22 protein-coding genes and 1 riboswitch are annotated in these 21,186 nt (G+C 73.4%); of the genes, 12 read left to right on the top strand and 10 right to left on the bottom strand.

The features are described 5' to 3' along the window. Positions 1 to 1,166 precede the first annotated feature (1,166 nt). Positions 1,167 to 2,081, bottom strand: a complete 915-nt coding sequence (gene metF / locus CG736_RS11095; RefSeq protein WP_100585991.1) for a methylenetetrahydrofolate reductase [NAD(P)H] — start codon at positions 2,079 to 2,081, stop codon at positions 1,167 to 1,169. A gap of 171 nt (positions 2,082 to 2,252) precedes the next feature. Between metF and CG736_RS11090 the strand changes: the two genes are divergently transcribed. Continuing rightward, a complete protein-coding gene (locus CG736_RS11090) occupies positions 2,253 to 3,359 on the top strand; it encodes a polyprenyl synthetase family protein (protein ID WP_100585990.1) in 1,107 nt (368 codons plus the stop codon). On the opposite strand, the gene CG736_RS11085 is transcribed toward CG736_RS11090, so the two are convergent. From CG736_RS11085 to CG736_RS11070, 4 genes are all read right to left on the bottom strand, one after another. Further along, on the bottom strand, positions 3,360 to 3,986 hold the full coding sequence (locus tag CG736_RS11085) for a VanZ family protein (protein WP_232733919.1): 627 nt from the start codon (positions 3,984 to 3,986) through the stop codon (positions 3,360 to 3,362). It abuts the gene before it with no gap. Positions 3,987 to 4,064: 78 nt separating this feature from the next. Continuing rightward, a complete protein-coding gene (gene thiE / locus CG736_RS11080; RefSeq protein WP_100585989.1) occupies positions 4,065 to 4,712 on the bottom strand; it encodes a thiamine phosphate synthase in 648 nt (215 codons plus the stop codon). Beyond that, positions 4,709 to 5,074 carry an Rv2175c family DNA-binding protein gene (locus CG736_RS11075; protein WP_100585988.1) on the bottom strand — a complete coding sequence of 122 codons (366 nt, stop codon included), beginning with the start codon at positions 5,072 to 5,074 and terminating at the stop codon, positions 4,709 to 4,711. Before CG736_RS11075 ends, thiE begins: the two co-directional genes overlap by 4 nt. Positions 5,075 to 5,095: 21 nt before the next feature. Continuing rightward, positions 5,096 to 6,301: an NAD(P)/FAD-dependent oxidoreductase gene (locus CG736_RS11070; RefSeq protein WP_100585987.1), complete on the bottom strand. Its 1,206-nt coding sequence runs from the start codon at positions 6,299 to 6,301 to the stop codon at positions 5,096 to 5,098. Between the two features lie 48 nt (positions 6,302 to 6,349). Continuing rightward, positions 6,350 to 6,462, top strand: a riboswitch (TPP riboswitch). Between CG736_RS11070 and thiO the strand changes: the two genes are divergently transcribed. From thiO to pknB, 5 genes are all read left to right on the top strand, one after another. Beyond that, positions 6,457 to 7,617, top strand: coding sequence for a glycine oxidase ThiO (thiO, locus tag CG736_RS11065; protein WP_100585986.1), 1,161 nt, complete (start codon positions 6,457 to 6,459; stop codon positions 7,615 to 7,617). (Overlaps the previous riboswitch by 6 nt.) After that, positions 7,614 to 7,823, top strand: a complete 210-nt coding sequence (gene thiS, locus CG736_RS11060; protein WP_043913501.1) for a sulfur carrier protein ThiS — start codon at positions 7,614 to 7,616, stop codon at positions 7,821 to 7,823. The genes thiO and thiS overlap by 4 nt, the downstream gene beginning before the upstream one ends. Position 7,824: 1 nt before the next feature. Continuing rightward, positions 7,825 to 8,616, top strand: a complete 792-nt coding sequence (locus tag CG736_RS11055) for a thiazole synthase (protein ID WP_100585985.1) — start codon at positions 7,825 to 7,827, stop codon at positions 8,614 to 8,616. A 55-nt stretch (positions 8,617 to 8,671) separates the two neighbouring features. Further along, positions 8,672 to 9,019 (top strand): hypothetical protein, encoded by a 348-nt coding sequence (locus tag CG736_RS11050; protein WP_100585984.1) that lies wholly within the window; start codon positions 8,672 to 8,674, stop codon positions 9,017 to 9,019. A 43-nt stretch (positions 9,020 to 9,062) separates the two neighbouring features. After that, the gene (gene pknB, locus CG736_RS11045) at positions 9,063 to 10,793 is read left to right on the top strand and encodes a Stk1 family PASTA domain-containing Ser/Thr kinase (RefSeq protein WP_100585983.1); all 1,731 of its coding nucleotides are present in this window, start codon (positions 9,063 to 9,065) and stop codon (positions 10,791 to 10,793) included. Positions 10,794 to 10,797: 4 nt separating this feature from the next. Here pknB and CG736_RS11040 read toward each other — a convergent pair whose 3' ends face one another. Further along, positions 10,798 to 11,427, bottom strand: a complete 630-nt coding sequence (locus tag CG736_RS11040; protein WP_100585982.1) for a sulfite oxidase-like oxidoreductase — start codon at positions 11,425 to 11,427, stop codon at positions 10,798 to 10,800. Positions 11,428 to 11,714: 287 nt separating this feature from the next. Here CG736_RS11040 and bfr point away from each other — a divergent pair, with 287 nt between their 5' ends. Beyond that, complete coding sequence (gene bfr / locus CG736_RS11035; RefSeq protein ID WP_100585981.1) at positions 11,715 to 12,194, top strand: bacterioferritin; 480 nt, start codon at positions 11,715 to 11,717, stop codon at positions 12,192 to 12,194. A 32-nt stretch (positions 12,195 to 12,226) separates the two neighbouring features. Here the strand turns inward: bfr and CG736_RS11030 are convergent, their stop codons facing one another. Both CG736_RS11030 and CG736_RS11025 read right to left on the bottom strand, forming a co-directional pair. Continuing rightward, positions 12,227 to 12,460: a bacterioferritin-associated ferredoxin gene (locus CG736_RS11030; protein WP_100585980.1), complete on the bottom strand. Its 234-nt coding sequence runs from the start codon at positions 12,458 to 12,460 to the stop codon at positions 12,227 to 12,229. Positions 12,461 to 12,600: 140 nt separating this feature from the next. Continuing rightward, entirely contained in the window at positions 12,601 to 13,932 is a 1,332-nt protein-coding gene (locus CG736_RS11025) for a class II 3-deoxy-7-phosphoheptulonate synthase (protein WP_043913507.1), read from the bottom strand. A gap of 296 nt (positions 13,933 to 14,228) precedes the next feature. On the opposite strand from CG736_RS11025, the gene CG736_RS11020 reads away from it, so the two are divergent. The 5 genes from CG736_RS11020 (at position 14,229) to CG736_RS11005 (ending at position 19,366) form a co-directional block, all read left to right on the top strand. Continuing rightward, a complete protein-coding gene (locus CG736_RS11020; RefSeq protein ID WP_100585979.1) occupies positions 14,229 to 16,166 on the top strand; it encodes an anthranilate synthase family protein in 1,938 nt (645 codons plus the stop codon). 135 nt (positions 16,167 to 16,301) lie between these two features. Then, positions 16,302 to 16,625 carry a CU044_2847 family protein gene (locus tag CG736_RS37015; protein ID WP_198520434.1) on the top strand — a complete coding sequence of 108 codons (324 nt, stop codon included), beginning with the start codon at positions 16,302 to 16,304 and terminating at the stop codon, positions 16,623 to 16,625. After that, positions 16,622 to 17,509, top strand: coding sequence for a trypsin-like peptidase domain-containing protein (locus CG736_RS37010; protein ID WP_198520433.1), 888 nt, complete (start codon positions 16,622 to 16,624; stop codon positions 17,507 to 17,509). Before CG736_RS37015 ends, CG736_RS37010 begins: the two co-directional genes overlap by 4 nt. A 33-nt stretch (positions 17,510 to 17,542) precedes the next feature. Next, on the top strand, positions 17,543 to 18,472 hold the full coding sequence (locus CG736_RS11010; RefSeq protein WP_157815512.1) for a hypothetical protein: 930 nt from the start codon (positions 17,543 to 17,545) through the stop codon (positions 18,470 to 18,472). 9 nt (positions 18,473 to 18,481) lie between these two features. Beyond that, positions 18,482 to 19,366, top strand: coding sequence for an ABC transporter substrate-binding protein (locus tag CG736_RS11005; protein WP_100585976.1), 885 nt, complete (start codon positions 18,482 to 18,484; stop codon positions 19,364 to 19,366). Here CG736_RS11005 and CG736_RS11000 read toward each other — a convergent pair. Continuing rightward, a complete protein-coding gene (locus tag CG736_RS11000; protein ID WP_100585975.1) occupies positions 19,363 to 20,031 on the bottom strand; it encodes a response regulator transcription factor in 669 nt (222 codons plus the stop codon). The two genes, CG736_RS11005 and CG736_RS11000, sit on opposite strands and share 4 nt — an antisense overlap. Further along, positions 20,024 to 21,142 carry a MacS family sensor histidine kinase gene (gene macS / locus CG736_RS10995; protein WP_100586033.1) on the bottom strand — a complete coding sequence of 373 codons (1,119 nt, stop codon included), beginning with the start codon at positions 21,140 to 21,142 and terminating at the stop codon, positions 20,024 to 20,026. Before macS ends, CG736_RS11000 begins: the two co-directional genes overlap by 8 nt. Positions 21,143 to 21,186: the final 44 nt, after the last annotated feature.

Here is a 21,186-nt window from a genome sequence, read left to right as displayed (position 1 = left end):
ACCGGCTGAACCCCGCCAACGTCGATAAGCCCAGCCCGCAGGGCCGACAGCTCCCCACCAAAGCCCGGCCCGCAGAGCCGCAACCCCACACCACCAGCCGGTCGAACCCCGCCAACACCGAAAAGCCCGGCCGCAGAGCCAACAGCTCCCCGTCCCGCCAAAGCCCGGCCCGCAGGGCCAACCTCAGATTTCCTCGCCCCAAGGCCCGGCCCGCAGAGCCGAAACCCCACACCGCCAACCGGCTGAACCCCGCCGACATCGAAAAAGCCCGGCCCGCAGGGCCGACAGCTCCCCACCAAAGCCCGGCCCGCAGAGCCGAAACCCCACACCGCCGACCGGCTGAATCCCGCCGACGTCGAAGCGCCCGGCCCGCCAGGCCAACAGCTCGCCGCCCCACCCAAAGCCCGGCCAGCAGAGCCGCAACCCCACACCACCAGCCGGTCGAACCCCGCCGGCGTCGAAAGGCCCGGCCCGCAGGGCCGATAGCTCCCCACCAAAGCCCGGCTCGCAGAGCCAACCTCGAACTCCCTCGGCCCCAAGGCCCGGCCCGAAGGGCCAAAACCCCACGCCGCCGGCCGGTCGAACCCCGCCGGCGTCGAAGAGCCCGGCCCGCCAGGCCAACAGCCCCCGCCCCGCCAAAGCCCCGCCAGCAGAGCCGCAACCCCACACCACCAGCCGGTCGAACCCCGCCGGCGTCGAAGAGCCCGGCCCGCAGGGCCAACCTCAGATTTCCTCGCCCCAAGGCCCGGCCCGAAGGGCCGAAACCCCGCACCGCCGACCGGCTGAACCCCGCCGACGCCGAAAAGCCCGGCCGCAGGGCCAACAGCTCCCCACCAAAGCCTGGCCCGCAGGGCCAACCTCGAACCCCCTCGGCCCCAAGGCCCGGCCCGAAGGGCCAAAACCCCACGCCGCCGGCCGGTCGAACCCCGGCGACGTCAAAAAGCCCGGCCGCAGGGCCAACAGCTCCCCGTCCCGCCAAAGCCCGGCCCGAAGGGCCGAAACCCCCGCGCCGCCAGCCTGTCGAACCCTGCCAACGCCGAAAAGCCCGGCCCGCAGGGCCAACCTCAGACTGCCCCGCCCCCAAATCCCGGCCCGAAGGGCCGAAATCCCGCGACGCCGGTCGGTCGGACCCCGGCGGCGGCGAAGAGCCTGGCCCGCAGGGGCCGTCAGCGCTTGTTGAGGCCCAGGTTCTGGTAGATCTCCAGCGTCGAGGTGCTGTGGTTGAGGGTGATGAAGTGCAGGCCCGGCGCGCCCTCCGCCAGGAGCCTCTCGGCCATGGCTGTGGCGTGCTCCAGCCCGACCGCCCGGACCTCGGCCGGATTCTCGGCGGCGGCCTCCAGGCGGCGGCGAAACTCGGGCGGGAAGTCGGAGCCGGACAGCTGGGGGAAGCGGACCAGCTGGCGGATGTTGGTGACCGGCATGATCTCCGGGATGATCGGCGTCTCGCAGCCGGCCGCGGCGACCCGGTCGCGCAGCCGCAGGTAGTCCTCGACCTCGAAGAACATCTGGGTGATCGCGTAGTCCGCGCCGGCCCGGCACTTGGCGACGAAGTGCTTGATGTCCTCGTCCCACTCGGTGGAGCGTGGGTGCATCTGCGGGAACGCGGCCACGCCGACGCAGAAGTCGCCGATGCCCTTGATGAGTTCGACGAGTTCGTAGGCGTAGCTGACGCCGTCGGGGTGGCGGACCCACTCGCCCATCGGGTCGCCGGGCGGGTCGCCGCGGACGGCGAGCACGTTGCGGACGCCCTCGTCGGCGTACTGGCCGATGATGTTGCGCAGTTCGGCGACCGAGTGGTCGACGGCGGTGAGGTGCGCGACGGGGGTGAGGGTGGTCTCGGTGGCGATCCGGCCGACCAGGTTGACGGTGCGGCCGCGGGAGGAGCCGCCGGCGCCGTAGGTCATGCAGACGAAGTTCGGGTCGAGCGCCTCGACGCGGCGGATCGCGTCCCAGAGTTTGCGTTCGCCCTCCTCGCTGCGGGGCGGCATGAACTCGAAGGAGAAGGAGCGGTCGCCTGCCGCCAGCAGGTCACGCACGGTCTGTGCGCGGTCGCTTCTGGTGGAGGGAATCCCGAGTGCCATGCAGGCAGGTTAGCCTTCGGCGGCGCGGCCCGGACAAACCGTGTCCAGGGGCTGAGACACGTGTTGAGATTTCCGGACAGGCCCCGACGGCCCGGCCCGGACCTCGACGGATCGGTGCACCCGGGCGGGGGCGTTAGTCTGACTGTCAGACCAATCTATCCGGAGTTCCAGGTGCCCTCCTCCACCCGTCTTCCCCGCAATCCCATCGATGCGGAGGACGTGCGCGACCGCGTCAACGCCGCGTTGAGCGCGTTCATGGCCGAACGGACCGCCCTGCTCTCCGGCATCTCCGACCAGCTGGGTCCGGTCGCCGACGCGCTGCGCGAGTTCCTCCTCGACGGCGGCAAGCGGCTCCGCCCGGCGTTCTGCTACTGGGGCTGGCGCGCGGCCGGCGGCGACGCCGACGAGCCCGGCATCGAGCGGGCCGCGGCCGCCCTGGAGCTGCTGCAGGCCAGCGCCCTGGTGCACGACGACCTGATGGACCGCAGCGACACCCGCCGCGGCCTGCCGTCCATCCACCGCCGCTTCGAGGGCCTGCACCGGTCCAGCGGCTGGCGCGGCGACCGCGAGCAGTACGGCGCGTCCGCCGCGGTGCTGCTCGGCGACCTGCTGCTGATCTGGTGCGACGAGCTGTTCCAGCGCTCGGGGCTGCCCGCCGCCGCGGTCTCCGCCGCCAAGCCGGCGTTCGACCTGATGCGCACCGAGGTCATGCTCGGCCAGTACCTGGACGTGCTGGAGCCGGTGGCGGGCGACTCCACCGACGCCGACGCGCTGGACCGCGCCCGGACGGTGCTGCACTACAAGTCCGCGAAGTACACCATCGAACGCCCGCTGCAGGTCGGCGCGCTGCTGGCCGGCGCCGGCCCCGACCTGGTCGAGGCGCTCGGCGACTTCGGCCTGCCGCTGGGCGAGGCGTTCCAGCTCCGGGACGACCTGCTCGGCGTGTTCGGCGACCCGGAGGTCACCGGAAAGCCGGCCGGCGACGACCTCCGCGAGGGCAAGCGCACCCTGCTGGTCGCGCACGCCATGCGCGGCCTGTCGGAGATCGACGCCCAGACCCTGGACGCCCGCCTCGGCGCGCCCGACCTCACCGCGGACGAGGTGGCCGAGCTGCGCGACCTGATCTCCGCCAGCGGCGCCCCGGCGATCGTCGAGGCCCGCATCGACCGGCTGCTCACCGAAGCGCTGACCGCCCTGCGCAACGCGCCGATCGCCGACGGCCCGACCCGCGAAGTGCTCCAGGCGCTGGCGGACGCGGCGACGGTGCGCAAGTACTGATCAGCGGGCCCACCACCGCCGGGAGGCGAGTGCGGCCAGCCCGGCGCCGGTGGCGTTCAGCAGGACGTCGTCCACCGAGGAGACGCGGTCCAGCCACAGCACGTACTGGGCGGTCTCCACCAGCACCGAGCAGGCCGCACCGAGCGCCAGCATCCGGGGCACGGACGCCAGCGCACGGAACCGCACCGGCGCGAAGAAGCCGAGCGCCGCGAACACCAGCAGATTGCCGCCGATCTGCACCACCGCGGTGACCGGCGTGCCCTGGGTGAGGACCTCGTACAGGTCCCGCAACGGCAGCAGGCTGACCCGCCGGGGTGCGACACCCGCCCCCGGGCCCGGCAGCAGAATCATCCAGACCCACGGAACCGTCCCGTGCACCACGGCGACCTCGGCGAACGACCGCCCCCACCCCCGGTCGCCCCGCCGCCGGGCCAGCACCCACACCAGCCCCGCCGACAGCGGCAACGCGACCAGCGACCAGAACACCGCCGCATTGACCGTCCCGAGCCACGGCTGCCACCCGGCACGGTGATGCAACGGTCGCTGCGCGACGAACGCGACGGCCGCAGCGAGAAGGACGGCCGGGGCGAGCAGCACGGCCCGGCGGGCACGGAATTCGGGGTTCACGACTGCACGGAGGCCACCAGAGCCGCCAACGGTTCCCGGTGAGGGTGCGGAACCAGGGGCGATCGGTCACCCACCTGCCTACCGCAGGCGCGCAGCCAGTTGCGCCGCCGCCGCGCCCGGGTCCTCGGCGGCCGTGAGGGCCCGGACGACCACGATGCGGGTGGCGCCGGCGGCCAGGACCTGGTCGAGGTTGTCGTGGTCGATGCCGCCGATCGCGAACCAGGGTCGGGCCGGGTCGGCGGCGGCCGCGTAGCGGACGAGGTCGAGGCCGGGGGCGTGGCGGCCGGGCTTGGTGGGGGTGGGCCAGACCGGGCCGGTGCAGAAGTAGTCGACGCCGGGCTCGGTGATCGCCGCGTCCACTTCGGTCTCGGCGTGGCAGGAGCGTCCGATCAGGACGTCCTCGCCGAGGATGGCCCGGGCGACGGCCACCGGCAGGTCGTCCTGCCCGAGGTGCAGCACGTCGGGGCGGGCGCCGAAGGCGACGTCGGCGCGGTCGTTGACGGCCAGCAGCTTGCCGTGCCGCTGGGCCGCGTCCGCGAAGACCTCCAGGTAGTCGAGCTCCTGGCGGGCCTCCAGGTTCTTGTCCCGGAGCTGGACGATGTCGACGCCGCCGGCCAGCACGGCGTCCAGGAAGTCGGCCAGGTCGCCCTGCTCGCGCCGGGCGTCGGTGCACAGGTAGAGCTTCGCGTCGGCGAGCTGCTGACGGGCTGCCACCGGGCTGGTCACAGCGCCAGGGCCTGGGCGCGGCGCTTGACCTCGGTGCCGCGGTTCTCGCGCAGCGCCTGGATCGGGCTGCCGGGCAGCGACGGGTCCTCGGTGAACATCCACTCCAGGATCTCCTGGTCGGAGAAGCCGCAGTCGCGGAGCACCGTGAGGGTGCCGACCAGGTGCTTGACCGGGCCGTCGTCCTCGATGAAGTCGGCGGGCACCTGGAGGGAGTTGTTCTCGCCGCGGCGGACGGCCAACAGGGTGCGGTTCCTCACCATGTCGCGGACCTCGGTGATCACCACGCCCCACCGCTCCGAGATGTCGGGCAGGTACAGCCACGCAGGGACCAGGGCGTCAATCTTGGGATCAATCTTGCTCACGGCACCCAGCCTACCCATCCGCTAGCGGGTGGCCGCCTTCAGCTGGACGGCCGGATCGGCCGCGAGCTCCGGGTCGAGCACCGTGCCGCGTTCGATCAGGCGGCGGCCCTGCGCCAGGTCGCGCGGCCGGTCCACGGCCAGCAGGGCGACCAGCGCGCCGTCGCGCAGCCACAGCACCGACCAGTCCCGGCCGGACGGGGAGCCCCGCCACAGCAGGTGGTCGGCCCCGGCGTGCCGGCCGGCGTACTGCACCATGCGGTCGAACTGCTCGGACCAGAAGTACGGGACGGGGTCGTAGGGCGCGTCCAGGGCGCCGAGCACGGAGGCGGCGACGGTGCCGCCGGAGTGCAGGGCGTGGTCCCAGTGCTGGACGGCCAGCCGGGCGCCGAACCGGGCGGACGGGTAGGAGACGCAGTCGCCGGCCGCCCAGACGCCGGGCAGCGCGGTGCGCAGGCGGTCGTCGACCGGGATCGTGCCGTCGGGGTCGAGGGCGAGCGGGCTGCCGGCGAGCCAGCCGGTGGCGGGGCGGGCGCCGATGCCGACCACCACCTCGTCGGCGGGCAGGTGGGTGCCGTCGGCGAGCAGCACCCCGCCGTCGGCGGCCCCGGCGACGCCGACGCCGCAGCGCAGTTCGACGCCGGCGGCGGCGTACCACTCGGTCATCAGCGTGCCGAGTTCGGCGGGCAGCGCCCCGGCCAGCGGGGTGGCGGCGGCCTCGACGACGGTGACGTGGCAGCCGAGGGCGCGGGCGACGGTGGCGGTCTCGGCGCCGATCCAGCCCGCGCCGACCAGCACGATCCGCTTGCCGGGGGTGAGCGCGGCGCGCAGCGCGTGCGCGTCGTCGACGGTGCGCAGGGTGCGGGCGCCGGGCAGGCCCGGCAGCGTGCGGGGGTCGGCACCGGTGGCGATCACCAGGGCGTGGTACGGGAGTTCGGCGCGATCGGTGTGCAGCACGCCGGCGTTCAGGCCGGTGGCCCGGTGGCCGGTGAGCAGGTCGACGCCGAGGCCGCTCCAGTCGATCTCGAAGGCGGTGGCGTCGGCCTTGCCGAGCAGCACGTTCTTGGAGAGCGGCGGCCGGTCGTACGGCAGGTGGAGTTCCTCGCCGACCAGGGTGACGGCGCCCTGCCAGCCGCCCTGCCGCAGGTTCAGGGCGGCCTGTGCGCCCGCCATGCCCGCCCCGACCACGACGACCCGGTCCGTTGCCCTCAGCTCAGCCACGGCGTCCACCCTAACCGGCCTGCGGCCGCTGCGGGCACCGGCGTTAAAGTGGAGGGACTACCTCATCACGGGAGCCCGGCGCACCGGGCTGAGAGGCGGGCTGTGGCGGCCCGCGACCGTCCGAACCTGATCCGGGTCATGCCGGCGAAGGGAGAAGAAGTGCTGTGGCACCTACCGACGTGCTGGTGATCGGCGGCGGCATCATCGGCCTCGGCGTCGCCTGGCGCACCGCGCAGCGCGGGCTGAGCGTCGCGGTGGTGGACCCGTCGCCGGGCGGCGGCGCGGCGCAGGTCGCCGCCGGGATGCTCGCGCCGGTCACCGAACTCCAGTACGGCGAGGAGCCGTTGCTGCGCCTGGGCATGGCGTCGAACGAGCGCTACGGCGCGTTCGCGGCCGAGCTGACCGAGCTGACCGGCCTGGACACCGGCTACCGCCGCACCGGCACGCTGGCCGTCGCGCTGGACTCCGACGACCGCGAGGAGCTGCGCGAACTGCACGCCTTCCACGGCCGGCTGGGCCTGGAGTCGCAGTGGCTGACCGGCCGGGAGTGCCGGCGGCTGGAGCCGATGCTGGCCCCGGGCGTACGCGGCGGCCTGCACGTCGCCGAGGACCACCAGGTGGACGGCCGCCGCCTCGCCGCCGCGCTGGTCGCGGCCTGCAAGCTGCTGGGCGTCGCCTTCCACCGCACCCAGGCCGCCGAACTGCTGGTCGACCGCGACGGGGCCGACGGCGACCGGGCCATCGGCGTGCGGCTGTTGACGGGCGAGCAACTGACCGCCGGACGGACGGTGCTGGCGGCCGGCTCCCGCAGCCACCTGCTGCCGGGCCTGCCGGACGGGGTGCTGCCGGCGATCCGCCCGGTGAAGGGGCAGGTGGTGCGGCTGCGGATCCCGAAGCTGTACGCGCCGTTCCTGTCCCGCAACGTGCGCGCCGTGGTGCGCGGGCAGCACCTGTACCTGGTGCCGCGCGCCGACGGCGAGTTGGTGATCGGCGCGACCACCGAGGAGATGGGCCACGACACCACCGTCACCGCGGGCGGCGTGTACGAGCTGCTCCGGGACGCGCACGAACTCGTGCCCGGCATCACCGAGTTGCCGCTGGTGGAGACCAACGCGGGGCTGCGGCCGGGCTCGCCCGACAACGCGCCGCTGCTCGGCCCGACCGCACTGCCCGGCCTGGCCGCCGCCACCGGGCACTACCGCAACGGCGTGCTGCTCACCCCGGTCACCGCCGACCTGCTCGCCGACTACCTGGCCACCGGCGAACTCTCCCCGCTGGCGACCGACTTCACCCCCGACCGCTTCCGCACCGAGGTGCCCGCATGAACACCGTCGCCCTGACCGTCAACGGCGAACCCCGCACACTGCCCGAAGCCACCACCCTGGACGCGGTGGTCGCCGAGGTGTCCGCCGCCAACACCGGCGTCGCCGCCGCCGTCAACGAGGCCGTGGTGCCGCGCAGTTCGTGGCCGACCACGGCGCTGCTGGCGGGCGACCGGGTGGAGATCCTCACCGCCGTGCAGGGAGGCTGAGATGGCCGACGACCTGCTGACCATCGGCGACACCGCCTTCGCCTCCCGCCTGATCATGGGCACCGGCGGCGCGCCCAGCCTGGACGTGCTGGAGCAGGCGCTGCGGGTCTCCGGCACCGAACTGACCACGGTGGCGATGCGCCGGGTCAACACCGCTACCCAGGGCTCGGTGCTGGAGGTGCTGGCCCGCAACGGCATCCGGATCCTCCCGAACACGGCCGGCTGCTACACCGCCGGCGAGGCCGTGCTCACCGCCCGCCTCGCCCGCGAGGCGCTCGGCACCGACTGGGTGAAGCTGGAGGTGATCGCCGACGAGCGCACCCTGCTGCCCGACCCGATCGAACTCCTGGACGCCGCCGAGACCTTGGTCGACGACGGCTTCACCGTGCTGCCGTACACCAACGACGACCCGGTGCTGGCCCGCAAGCTGGAGGACGTCGGCTGCGCGGCGATCATGCCGCTGGGCTCGCCGATCGGCTCCGGCCTGGGCATCCGCAACCCGCACAACTTCCAGCTGATCGTGGAGTCCGCGAACGTCCCGGTGGTGCTCGACGCGGGTGCGGGCACCGCCAGCGACGTCGCCCTGGCGATGGAACTCGGCTGCTCCGCCGTGATGCTGGCGTCCGCCGTGACCCGCGCCCAGGATCCGGTGCTGATGGCCGACGCGATGCGCCGCGCCGTCGAGGCCGGCCGCCTCGCCCACCGGGCCGGCCGGATCCCGCGCCGCTACTACGCCGAGGCCTCCTCCCCCACCGCCGGCCTGGCCGACACCCGGGAGCGCCCGGCGTTCTGACGGCGCGCCCGAACCGCCGGGCGCCCCGGCGCGTCCTCGGGCCGAGGGGGTGCGCATGGCACAGGCACGACGGAACCGGGCCGACCTGGTGGGCGCGGTGGTGTTCTGCGCGGCGGCGGCGCTGCTGACCGGCGCGCTGCTGTGGCTGGTCTGGCAGTTCACCCACCTCGCCCCGGGCCTGGAGACGGCCGGACGCGACGCCCCGCGCAACGGCGCGGTGCGGCTCTCCGGGCTGCTGCTGCTCCCGGTGCTGGTCTGCGCCGCCGTCGGCGCGGTCGGCGCCGGGCGCGACGCGGGCCGCCTGCGGCGGCTGAGCCGGGCCGGCCTGGGCGCGCTGATCGGCCACCTGCTGCTCGTCGGCGCGCTGCTCGCCCCGATCGCCGTGTCGGCGCTCCGGTCGTGATGACCGATTCGGGCGACTCGGCCCCTAGACTCCTCGGGTGGACATGACCATAGGCGACCCTCTGCTCGGCGTGCTGCTCGACGGGCGCTACCGGGTCGAGCAGCGGATCGCCGTCGGCGGCATGTCGACCGTCTACCGCGGCACCGACACCCGTCTCGACCGCGCCGTCGCACTGAAGGTGATGCACCCTTCGCTGGCGGGCGACGCCGACTTCACGGCGCGGTTCATCCGCGAGGCGAAGGCGGTGGCCCGGCTCGCGCACCCCAATGTGGTCAACGTGCTGGACCAGGGCGCGGATCCGCGCGCGGTGTTCATGGCGATGGAGTACGTCCCCGGCCGCACCCTGCGCGACCTGCTGCGCGACCGCGGCGCGCTCTCGGTGCGGGCGGCGCTGGACGTCCTGGAGCCGGTGCTGGCGGCGCTCGGCGCGGCGCACCGGGCCGGGCTGGTGCACCGGGACGTGAAGCCGGAGAACGTGCTGATCACCGACAACGGGCTGGTGAAGGTCGCGGACTTCGGCCTGGTCCGGATCATGGGCGCCGCCGATTCGAGCACCACCGCCGCCACCGAGGCGGGCCAACTGCTCGGCACCGTCTCGTACCTGGCGCCGGAGCAGATCAGCCAGAACGCGCCCGCCGACCAGCGGGTCGACGTCTACGCGGCGGGCATCCTGCTGTACGAGATGCTGACCGGCGCGAAGCCGCACACCGGCGAGAACGCCGCCCAGGTGATGTACCGCCACCTGCACGAGGACGTCCCCGCGCCGTCCCGCACCGCCCCCGCGGTGGGCCGGGAGCTGGACGCGCTGGTCGCCGCCGCCACCGCCCGCGACCCGCAGGCCCGGCCGTGGGACGCGGTGGAGCTGCTGGCGGCGGTGCAGCGGGTGCGCCGCACGCTGCCGGCCGCGCAGTTGGACGCGGAGCCGCCGGCGTCCGGCCGGCCCACCCCGCAGTTCGGCCCGGGCGAGGCGACCGCGGTGATCAGCGCCCCGCCGGGCCTGGAGCGCACCAGCGTGCTGGACGTCCCGCCGGAGCTGCTGCCGCCGGTCCGCCCGGTGGACGAGGACCTTCCGCCGCGCCGCCGCCGCGCCGCGCGTCGGCGCAGCCGCACCCCGCTGATCTGGTCGGCGGTGGTGCTGGTGGTGCTGCTGCTGGTCGGCGGCGTGACGTACACGCTGTCCAGCGCGGTGTACGCGACGGTGCCGAGCGTGCTGGGGCAGAGCCGGCAGCAGGCCGTCACGGTGCTGGACAAGCAGGGCCTGCACGGCGCGTTCAGCGAGCAGTTCAGCGAGTCGGTGCAGGCCGGGCAGGTGATCTCCACCGATCCGGGCGTGGGCGCCAAGGTCCGCAAGAGCGACGCGGTGAAGGTGGTGGTCTCGCGCGGCCCGGAGCGGGTGCCGGTGCCGCAGGTGACGAGCCGTCCGCTGGCGGAGGCGTCGAAGGCGCTGACCGACGCCCGGCTGACGGCGGGCACCACGACCGAGCAGTTCAGCGACTCGGTGCCGAAGGGCGCGGTGATCTCCACCGACCCGGCGGCCGGGACGGCGCTGGCCCCGAACTCGCCGGTGGCGCTGACCGTTTCCAAGGGCATGCGCCCGGTGCCGGACGTCTCGGGGATGTCCCGGGACGACGCGGCGAAGGCCCTGCAGGACGCCGGGTTCACCCCGCAGATCGCCGGCCTGCTGCCGTTCGGCAAGGTGACCGAGCAGTCCCCGGCCGCCGGGACGCCGCGCCCGCAGGGGTCGACGGTGACGATCACCATCAGCCTGTTCTAGCGGTTCAGCGCAGCGGGCCGTCGCCGTCCTGCTCCTGGTAGGAGTAGCGCTGCTGCTGCCAGGGGTCGGCCCGGTTGTGGTAGCCGCGCTCCTCCCAGAAGCCGCGCCGGTCGGCCCGCATGTACTCGACGGCGCGGACCCACTTGGGGCCCTTCCAGGCGTACAGGTGCGGCACCACCAGGCGGACCGGGAAGCCGTGTTCGGCGGTGAGCGGCTGCCCGTCGTGGTGGGTGGCGAAGACGGTCGCCGGGTCGGCGAAGTCGGCCAGCCGCAGGTTGGCGCTGTAGCCGTACTCGGCCCACACCATGACGTGGGTGACGGTCGGGTCGGGCGGGACCAGGTCCAGCACCGTCCGGGCGGCGACGCCGCACCACTCGTTGTCGAGCATGGAGAACTTGGTGACGCAGTGGAAGTCGCCGCGGACGGTCACCTTGGGCAGGGCGTGGAAGGCGGCGAAGTCCCAGCTGGTCTTCTCCGCGTCGGCGGTCGCCCCGAACACCTGGAAGTCCCAGCTGTGCGGCTTGAACCGGGGCACCGGCCCGTAGTGCAGAACCGGCCAGCCGCGCTGTCGGCGCTGGCCCGGCGGGAGCCTCGGGTCAGAGGGCGGCGGCGGTTCCGATTGGTGCTGACCCATGGCTCCATGGTGACAGACGACGTTCGCCGAACCGCGTCCGGCCCCTTCGGGAACGCATTCCGACGGAGGGGGGCAACACGACGGAAATGCGCCCGGCCATTCGGGCCAGATACCCGCTAACGGCCCAATCCGCGCGACATCTGCGCAGGTCAGCGAATTCCCGGGCGGAACGAAACGCCGATCCGGGGCCGCCCGGTAAGCGTGAACTTACTGGAAGTGACCTCGACCGGCTGCCACGATGCGGGCAACCGGGCAGCGACCGGAACGAAGAGTCAGGAAGGCAGGCCATGCAGGGCGATCCCGAGGTCATCGAGTTCCTCAACGAGCAGTTGACCGCCGAGCTCACCGCGATCAACCAGTACTTCCTGCACGCGAAAATGCAGGAGAACAACGGCTGGACGAAGCTCGCCAAATACACCCGGCACGAGTCCTTCGACGAGATGAAGCACGCCGAGACGCTGACCGACCGGATCCTGTTCCTGGAGGGGCTGCCGAACTACCAGCGGCTGTTCCACGTCCGGATCGGGCAGACCGTCACGGAGATGTTCCAGGCCGACCGGCAGGTCGAGGTGGAGGCGATCGACCGCCTCAAGCGCGGGATCGTGGTGATGCGCGCCAAGAACGACGTCACCTCGGCGAACATCTTCGAGGACATCCTGGCCGACGAGGAACACCACATCGACTACCTGGACACCCAGCTGGAACTGATCGACAAGCTCGGCGAGGCGCTCTACATCGCGCAGCTGATCGAACAGCCCGACAGCTAGGCCCGGCCCGGCCGATCCTGCCGGAGGGCCCGCTAGGCCGCCTGCGGGGCGGCCTGCTCGGCCAGGCCGATCCGCTTGGCCAGCCGGGCGGTGGGGCACGGACGGGCGCCGCTCTCGCCGAGCAGCGCCTGGATGCGCCGCACGCAGGAGCCGCAGTCGGTGCCGGCCTTGCAGCCGCGGGCTATCTGGCGCGGGGTGGTGGCGCCCCCGTCGATCTCCTGCTTGACCCGGGCCTCGGTGACCGCGTGGCACATGCACACGTACATGTGCGGCCCCTTCCAGCTCGGCGCTTGTTTACTGAGCCTTACCTTACCTGGTGCTCCGGGTACGAAGAAGGCCCCTCGGTCCTCGGATCACCGAAAACGGAGGGGCCTTCGTCACACCGGCCGGGGCCGGTGACGGGCTGCTACTGGCCGCGGTACATCTCGGCCACCAGGAACGCCAGGTCCAGCGACTGGCTGCGGTTGAGCCGCGGGTCGCAGGCGGTCTCGTAGCGCTGGTGCAGGTCGTCGACCAGCACCTCGTCGCCGCCGCCGACACACTCGGTGACGTCGTCGCCGGTCAGCTCCACGTGGATGCCGCCCGGGTGGGTGCCCAGCGCGCGGTGGACCTCGAAGAAGCCCTTGACCTCGTCGAGCACGTCGTCGAACTTGCGGGTCTTGTGGCCGCTGGACGCCTCGTAGGTGTTGCCGTGCATCGGGTCGCTGATCCACACCACCTGGGCGCCGGACGCGGTGACCTTCTCCACCAGGGTGGGCAGGTGGTCGCGGATCTTGCCCGCGCCCATCCGGGTGATGAAGGTGAGGCGGCCGGGCTCGCGGTCCGGGTCCAGCCGGTCGATCAGGGTGAGCGCCTCGTCGACCGAGGTGGTCGGGCCGAGCTTCACGCCGATCGGGTTGCGGATCTTCGACGCGAACTCGATGTGCGCGTGGTCGAGCTGGCGGGTGCGCTCGCCGATCCACACCATGTGGCCGGAGACGTCGTACAGGTCGCCGGTGCGCGAGTCGGTGCGGGTCAGCGCCGTCTCGTAGTCCAGGATCAGCGCCTCGTGCGAGGAGAAGAACTCGACCGTCTTGAACTCCTCCGGGGCCACCCCGCAGGCGTTCATGAAGGCCAGCGCCTGGTCGATCTCCCGGGCCAGCTGCTCGTAGCGCTGACCGGCCGGGGAGTTGCGCACGAAGTCCTGGTTCCAGGCGTGCACCTGGCGCAGGTCGGCGTAACCGCCGGTGGTGAAGGCGCGCACCAGGTTCAGGGTCGAGGCGGAGGCGTTGTACATCCGCTTCAGGCGCTCCGGGTCCGGGATCCGGGACTCGGGGGTGAACTCGAAGCCGTTCACCGAGTCGCCGCGGTACACCGGCAGCGTCACGCCGTCGCGGGTCTCGGTGTTCTTCGAGCGCGGCTTGGAGTACTGGCCGGCGATCCGGCCGACCTTCACCACCGGCACGGAGGCGGCGTAGGTGAGCACCGCCGCCATCTGGAGCAGGGTCTTCAGCTTGTTGCGGATGTGGTCGGCCGACACGCCGTCGAAGGCCTCGGCGCAGTCACCGCCCTGCAGCAGGAACGCCTCACCACGCGCGACGGCGCCGAGCCGGGCGCGCAGCTGGTCGCACTCGCCGGCGAAGACGAGCGGCGGATAGGAGGCGAGCTCCGCAAGGGTCTTGCGCAGAGCCTCTTGGTCCGGCCATTCAGGCTGCTGCGCCGCGGGCAGGGACTGCCAGGAGTGGTTAGTCACGGTCACAGGGGCAAGGCTACGGGGTCGTCGGAGCAGGACGGGGACGCCGCCCGGTGGGTGAGACAGCTCGTGGACATCCTCCCGGGCGGGCGAACAGTGGGCTATCGTCTGCTCCGTGACCGCGACCTACACCTGCTCCTGGTGGTGGGCCTGCCCGTTGGGCGGCCCACGGATCGCGCGTCCCTAGCGACGAACGACGGCCGCCCTTCGGGGCGGCCGTCGGCGTCTGTGTCCAGCGTCACGACCGTTCCGGAGGGCGGCGGCAGAGCCCGCAGCCCACTCCCGGAAGGACCCCCGCAGTCGTGACCACCACCGCAGCCGACCTGCTCGCCCGGCTCACCGCGCCCGGCGCCCCCGCCTTCGCCCTGCTGCACCGCCGCGCGCCGCGGCTCGCGCCGGACACCGTCGAGCTGCTGCTCGGCACCGTCTCCGAGCACGACACGCTGGCCGAACTGCCGGTGCGCCACGGCGTGCCCGCCGACGGCCCCCGGCACGACCTGCTCGCCCTGGTCCCCTACGCCCAGCTGCGCGAACGCGGCTTCGCCGCCCGCCAGGACGGCACCCCGCTGCGCGCCCTGGCCGTCGAGGAGCAGCACGCGCTGCCGCTGGCCGAGCTGCTGGCCGCGCTGCCGAACGCGCCGGTCGAGCTCCTCGGCGGCGGGTTCGACATCGCGGACGAGGAGTACGCCGGGATCGTCCGGCGGGTGATCGAGGACGAGATCGGGCGCGGCGAGGGCGCCAACTTCGTCATCCGGCGCGACTTCCGGGCCGAACTGGACGGCTTCTCCACCGCCACCGCGCTGACCCTGTTCCGGCGGCTGCTGGAGCAGGAGCGCGGCGCGTACTGGACGTTCCTGGTGCACACCGGCGACCGGGTGCTGGTCGGCGCGTCCCCCGAGGTCCACGTCCGACAGTCCGGCGGCACCGTGGTGATGAACCCGATCTCCGGCACCTACCGCTATCCGCCGACCGGCCCCACCGCCGAGTCCCTCCTCGAATTCCTGCGCGACCCCAAGGAGTTGGAGGAGCTCACCATGGTGGTCGACGAGGAACTGAAGATGATGTGCGCGGTCGGCGACCTCGGCGGGCAGGTGCTCGGGCCGCGGCTGAAGGAGATGTCGCACCTCGCGCACACCGAGTACGAGCTGCGCGGCCGCACCTCGCTGGACGTCCGGGAGGTGCTGCGGGAGACCATGTTCGCCGCCACCGTCACCGGCAGCCCCGTGCAGAACGCCACCCGGGTCATCGACCGGTACGAGCGCGGCGGACGCGGCTACTACTCGGGCGCGCTGGCGCTGATCGGCCGCTCCGCCAGCGGCGGCCAGCAGCTGGACTCGCCGATCTGCATCCGGGCCGCCGACATCGACCCCGCCGACGGCTCGTTGGTGGTCCGGGTCGGCGCCACCCTGGTCCGGCACTCCGACCCGTACTCGGAGGTCGCCGAGACGCACGCCAAGGCCGCCGGCGTGCTCTCCGCGATCGGCGCCCGCCCGGCCCGGCCCGGCCGGGCCGCCGCCGCCCGGCCGCGGCTCGCCGAGGACCACCGGGTGCAGGCCGCACTGGGCTCCCGCCGCGCCGGACTCGCCCCGTTCTGGCTGCGGATGCAGCAGCCGGCCGAGCCCCGGCCGGACGCGCACGCCCTGGTGGTGGACGGCGAGGACACCTTCACCGCGATGCTCGCCCACCTGCTGCGCTCGCTCGGGCACACCGTCACCGTGCTGCGCCACGACACGCCCGGGCTGCGCGAGCGGGCCGCCGCCCACCGCGGCCCGCTGGTGCTCGGCCCCGGCCCCGGCGACCCCGCCGACCCGGCCGACCCGAAGATGGCGCTGCTGCGCCCGATCGTCGCCGACGCCCTCGCAGCCGCCCGGGACGGCTCCCGCACCGCACCGCTGCTGGCGGTCTGCCTCAGCCACCAGCTGCTGTCCGCGCAGCTCGGCCTGCCGCTGGCCCGCAAGGCCGTGCCGTACCAGGGCGCGCAGGAGGCGATCGACCTGTTCGGCGTCCGCCGCACCGTCGGCTTCTACAACACCTTCACCGCGCGCTGCGACGACCCGGCGGCGCAGCGGCTGGCCGCCGAGGGCATCGAAGTGGCCCGCGACCCGCGCACCGGGGACGTGCACGCGCTGCGCGGGCCGGGCTTCGCGGGGCTCCAGTTCCACCCCGAGTCGGTGCTGACCAGGGACGGCGTGGAGATCGTCGCGGAGCTGCTGCGCGGCGTCCCGGCCGTGCGCCGCTGACCCGTCCGCCACATCCGCCGCACCCGCACCGAACGCCGAAAACGCCTAGTCCGGACTTGAGTTGACTGATATTCATATCTCGCCGTGCGAGGGGGAATCGAGGAAGACATGGCGTATTCGGCAGAACACGAAACGATGGAGATCGTCCTGGACGACGGCACCGTCCTGCACGCGGCCGTCCGGGCGGACACCGAGCGGGCGGCCGGCGACGCGGGGGCCGTCTCCCGGACGGTGACGCACAGCCTGGGCGAGGTGCGGCGGACCGTCCGGGCGGTCGGCCGCTGGGCCCGGGACACCGCACGGGAGGCCGGCGACCCGGACTCCTTCGAGGTGGAGTTCGGACTGACGCTGGGGCTGAAATCCGGCCAGCTGATCAGCGTGCTGGCGGAGGCGTCCGGGGAGGCCAGCCTGGTGGTGCGACTGGGCTGGTCCCGCCCGGACGACCGCCCCGCCGAGTGACCGCGCAGGACGCGCCGGCCGCCGCGCTCTGGTTGGCCGGGTCCGACGACGAGTTCCTCGGCAGCGGCTTCCACCTGGGCGCGGGCCGGGTGGTCAGCTGCGCCCACGTGGTGGCCGGACAGCCGGTGGTGACGGTCCGCCACTCCGGCACCCCGTACCCGGCCCGGGTGGTGCTGCTGGCCCCGCCCGAGCGCCCGCCCGGATCCGCCGTGCACCCGCCGCCGGACCTGGCGGTGCTGGCCGTCCCCGGCCTGGCCGACGCCCCTGCCGTCCGACTCGCCGAGCGCGACATCGCGTACGGCACGGACGTGCTGGTGCACGGCTACGCGGTGAACGCGGTGACCCGCGAGGTCGGCCCGGAGTCGACCCGGCTGACCGTGGCGGGCCCGTCGGGCATCGGCCTGCGCGGCGAACAGGGATGGATCCCGCGGGGGTTGAGCGGCAGCATGGCCGTGGACGGGAACGGCCGGGTGGTCGGCATGGTGAAGGCCACCGCGGACCACCGCAACCCGGTGGGCGGCTGGCTGACCCCGCTGTCCGAACTGCTGCCGCTGCTCGGCGGACCCCCGTCCGCGCCCGAGCCGCAGGTCACGGCGCTGTCCTGCGCCCGGCTGCTGGCCGAGGTCGCCCTGCTGGAGGACCCGGCGGTGCGGCTGGAGCTGGTCCAGTCCGTGAACGAGCAACTCGGCCCCGACGCACGGATCAAGGTGCCCTACCACGGGCATGCATACCTGCACCTGCGCGGCATCGCCGCCGCCTGCCTGAACCACAGCGACCCCGCCACCGCCCTGCCCGCGCTGCTGAACGGGGCCCTCGCCCTGTGCGGACCGCACCGGGCGCTCGCCGAACTCGGAAGACTGCTGCACATCGACCCGGAGGGGTGAGGGATGGACCGCTGCACCAGGGAGACCCGGCACATGCTGCAGCGCATCCTGTCGGGCTGGTACGAACTGGCCCTGCCGCTGCCCCACTTGGAACAGCACCTCGCCGAACAGACCGACTACGTCGTCCAGGTCCACCACACCGGCCTCCCGCAGTCCGCCCAGCGGATCGCCAAGTACCTGGCCGAGGATCACGCCCAGCCCGCCGCCGCGATCGGCCACCTGCACGACTGGCTGACCGACGCCATGGGCACCCAACTGCGCGGCGACTGGGTGGCGTTCCTCGGCCGGGTGCAGGACGCCCGCGGGCTGACGGTGGACCAGCGCGCCGACTTCGTGGTGATCGCCGAGGTGCTCTGCTTCCCGCCGCAGCCGTCGGAGCACGCCACCGGCCTGGAACTGCTCGTCCTGGCCGAAGCGGCCCTGTCCAGCGGCAGCCCCGCCCTGCTGCTGCTCGAAATCGACCGCCTCGACGTGCAGTTGGCCCAGCAGGCCCGGACCGCGGTGGAACGCTCACGCGCCTACGTCCCGCACGTGCCGGCGCCGCCCCGGTACTGGCCGGTCGCAGCTGTCGTCGCCGTGCTGCTGACCGTCGCGGGCGTGGTGACGGCCGCGCTGCTGCCCGGCGGGCCGCCGCCGCTGCCCGACCGGGAGGTGCGCTGGGACCCCGCCGAAGTGGAGCCGAACGGCCTGTCCGTCGCACAGGTGAACGTCCCGGCGGAGGCGCACCGCCTGGTGGCGCACATCCAGCTGACGGATCAGCGTCCGGCTCTCGGCAGCTGCACCGACATGCAGGTCTACCTCGAAACCGACCTGGGCGAGTTCACCAAGTGGCAGCCCTCGGACGCCACGCTGTCCGTCGCCGTGCCGCCCGGCCACACCAGACTGACCATCTCCCTGCACCTGAAGGCCCCGGACGGCTGCAAGCAGCGCATCGAAACCCAGCGCGTCGAGTTCGAACGATAGGAGGTCCCCGTGCCCCGACCACGTTTCGCCCCGCTGTCGGCCGGCCTGCTCCTGCTGGCCGGCACCCTGCTCGGCTGCGACACCGCCGACAAGAACTCGGCGGCCCCGTTCGACAGCCTGCCGATCAAGGTCGGGTTCAAGATCGGCCGCCCCGGCATGTCCGACCTCACCCACAACGGCTCCTTCGACGGCTTCGAGCCGCACGTCGCGCTGAAGGTGCTCCAGGAGTCGCTCGGCCGCAGCTACACCTCGCTGACCGTGACCACCGCCAACTGGAAGGACGCCCTCAGCGACGGCAAGGTCAACCACAACAAGGTGGACCTGGTGATCGCCGACATCTCCGAGCAGGAGAGCCTGAAGACGGACTACGACCTGGCCGGCCCGTACCTGCAGACCCCGCTCGGCGTGCTCCTCAAGGCCTCGGACGGCACGCCGATCGGCAAGGCGGAGGACCTTCGCCCGCTGGCCGTCTGCGTGCAGGAGAACACCACCGCGTACGCCACCCTCCAGCTGAACGGCGGCCTGCCGCCCGTCGTCCAGCCCGACCTCGACGCCTGCATGGCCCGGCTGAACGACGGCACCGCCCAGGCGGTGCTGGCCGACTACGTGGTGCTGCAGGGCATCGCCGTCAACTCCGGCACCGGCACCGAGCACACGTACCGGGTCGCCCGGGACGCCCACATCGGCAAGGCGCAGCAGCTGATGATGGTGCTGCCCAAGGGGCACCAGAAGGCCTGCGAACTGCTCCGCAAGGCGATCGCCGACTACCTCCAGGACACCGACTGGACGACCTCGCTGAAGCAGAACCTCGGCCTCGGCGACTTCACCAACGACGAGATCCGCGACACCTTCCGACCCGTCACCACGTCCGTCGGCAACCGCTGCTCCGCCTAGCCGAGCTCCTCGTCCAGCCCCTGCTCGATCGCGTACCGGACCAGCTCGACCCGGTTGTGCAGCTGGAGCTTGCCGAGGGTGTTCTGCACGTGGTTCTGCACGGTGCGGTGGGAGAGCACCAGCCGGTCGGCGATCTGACGGTAGGACAGGCCCTTGGCGACCAGCCGCAGCACCTCCGTCTCCCGGGGGGTCAGCTGCGGCGCGGCCGACTCCGCGGGGGTGCCGGGCTCGGTGGCCAGGCGGCGGAACTCGCCGAGCACCAGCCCGGCCAGGCCGGGGGTGAAGACCGGGTCGCCGAGGGCGGTGCGGCGCACCGCGTCGATCAGCTCCTCGCGGCCCGCCGACTTCACCAGGTAGCCGGTGGCGCCGGACTTCACCGCCTCCAGCACGTCGGCGTGCTCGCCGCTCGCGGACAGCACCAGCACCCGCACCGCCGGGTCGGCGGCCACCACCTGGCGGCACACCTCGACGCCGGGCAGCGCGGGCAGGTTGAGGTCCAGCACCACCACCTGCGGGGCGCTCGCCCGGGCCCGGCGCACCGCCTCCTCGCCGTCCCCGGCGGTGGCGACCACCGCGAACCCGGCCTCCGCCAGGTCCCGGGCCACCCCGTCGCGCCACATCGGGTGGTCGTCCACCACCATCACCCGCACCGGCTGATCAGTCATCGCCACCCCTCCGCGGCCACCGCAGTTCCACCTCGACGCCCTCGCCGGGCACCGAGTACAGCTCGGCGCTGCCGCCGAGGTCCAGCATCCGGCCGCGGATCGACTGCGACACGCCCAGCCGGCCGTCGCGCTGCGCCTGCGCCAGCCGCCCGGCCGGGAAGCCGGGGCCGTCGTCGCGGACCGAGACGGTGACGGCCTGCGGCTCGTCCTCCAGCAGGATCCAGGCCCGGGCGCCCTCCCCGGCGTGCACCCGGACGTTGTCCAGCGCCGCGGCGACCGCGGCGGCCAGCTCGGCGGCCACCGGCGCGGGCAGCAGCACCGGCGTGGCGGGCGCGGCGACGGTGATCCGCTCGTTCGCGTGCCGGGAGACCAGCGGCCGCAGGTCCGCCTCGCCGTCGCCCGGCTCCGGCAGCTCGGCGCCCGTCATCAGCGCGCGCAGCGCCCGTTCCTGCTCCCCCGCCAGTCGGCCCAGCTCGACGGCGTCGCCCTGCTGACGGTGCACCAGGGCGAGCACCTGCAGCACGCCGTCGTGGATGTCCCGGGACAGCCGTTCGCGTTCCCGGGTGGCGGCCTCCACCTGGAGCGCCCGGGTGAGCACCGCCTCGCTGGCCCGGGCCAGTTCGATGACGTAGCCGATCGCGCAGCCCGCGACCAGCAGCAGCACGATGTTGTGCAGGTTGTCGGGGCTGATCCCGCCGTGGCCGAGGATGTTGGCGGCGCCGATCACCGCCCCGGCGAACGCGGCGGGCCGCCAGCCGCCCTTGCCGGCGAAGCCCAGCACGGTGCCGGCCGCCCAGATGGTGGGCAGCGTCGGCGCGCCGGCGTGGATCCGGGCGGGGGTGTCGATGAAGCCGCTCTGCACGATGCCGAACACCGCGAACGTCAGGTCGGTGCCGAGCACCGCCCAGGTGCACCGCTTCGGGCCGGCGAACGCCCGGGTGCTGGCCAGCGTCCACAGGGTCAGCGCGCCCAGGTAGATCCAGCCGGACACCGGGTGCAGGAACTCCCGGTACGCGCTGAAGAACCGCAGCACCGCGTAGCCGAGCGCCAGCACCCGGAAGTACCCCATGGCGCGCCACAGCGGCAGCTCCACCGACATCCCGCCGGCCATCACGGCCGCGGTCGGCCCGGTCCGGGCCGACCGCGTCACGACAG

This window comes from Kitasatospora sp. CB02891 (genome assembly GCF_002803145.1).
Classification (GTDB): domain Bacteria; phylum Actinomycetota; class Actinomycetes; order Streptomycetales; family Streptomycetaceae; genus Kitasatospora; species Kitasatospora griseola.
This window is presented reverse-complemented; position numbering and strand designations above follow the sequence as displayed.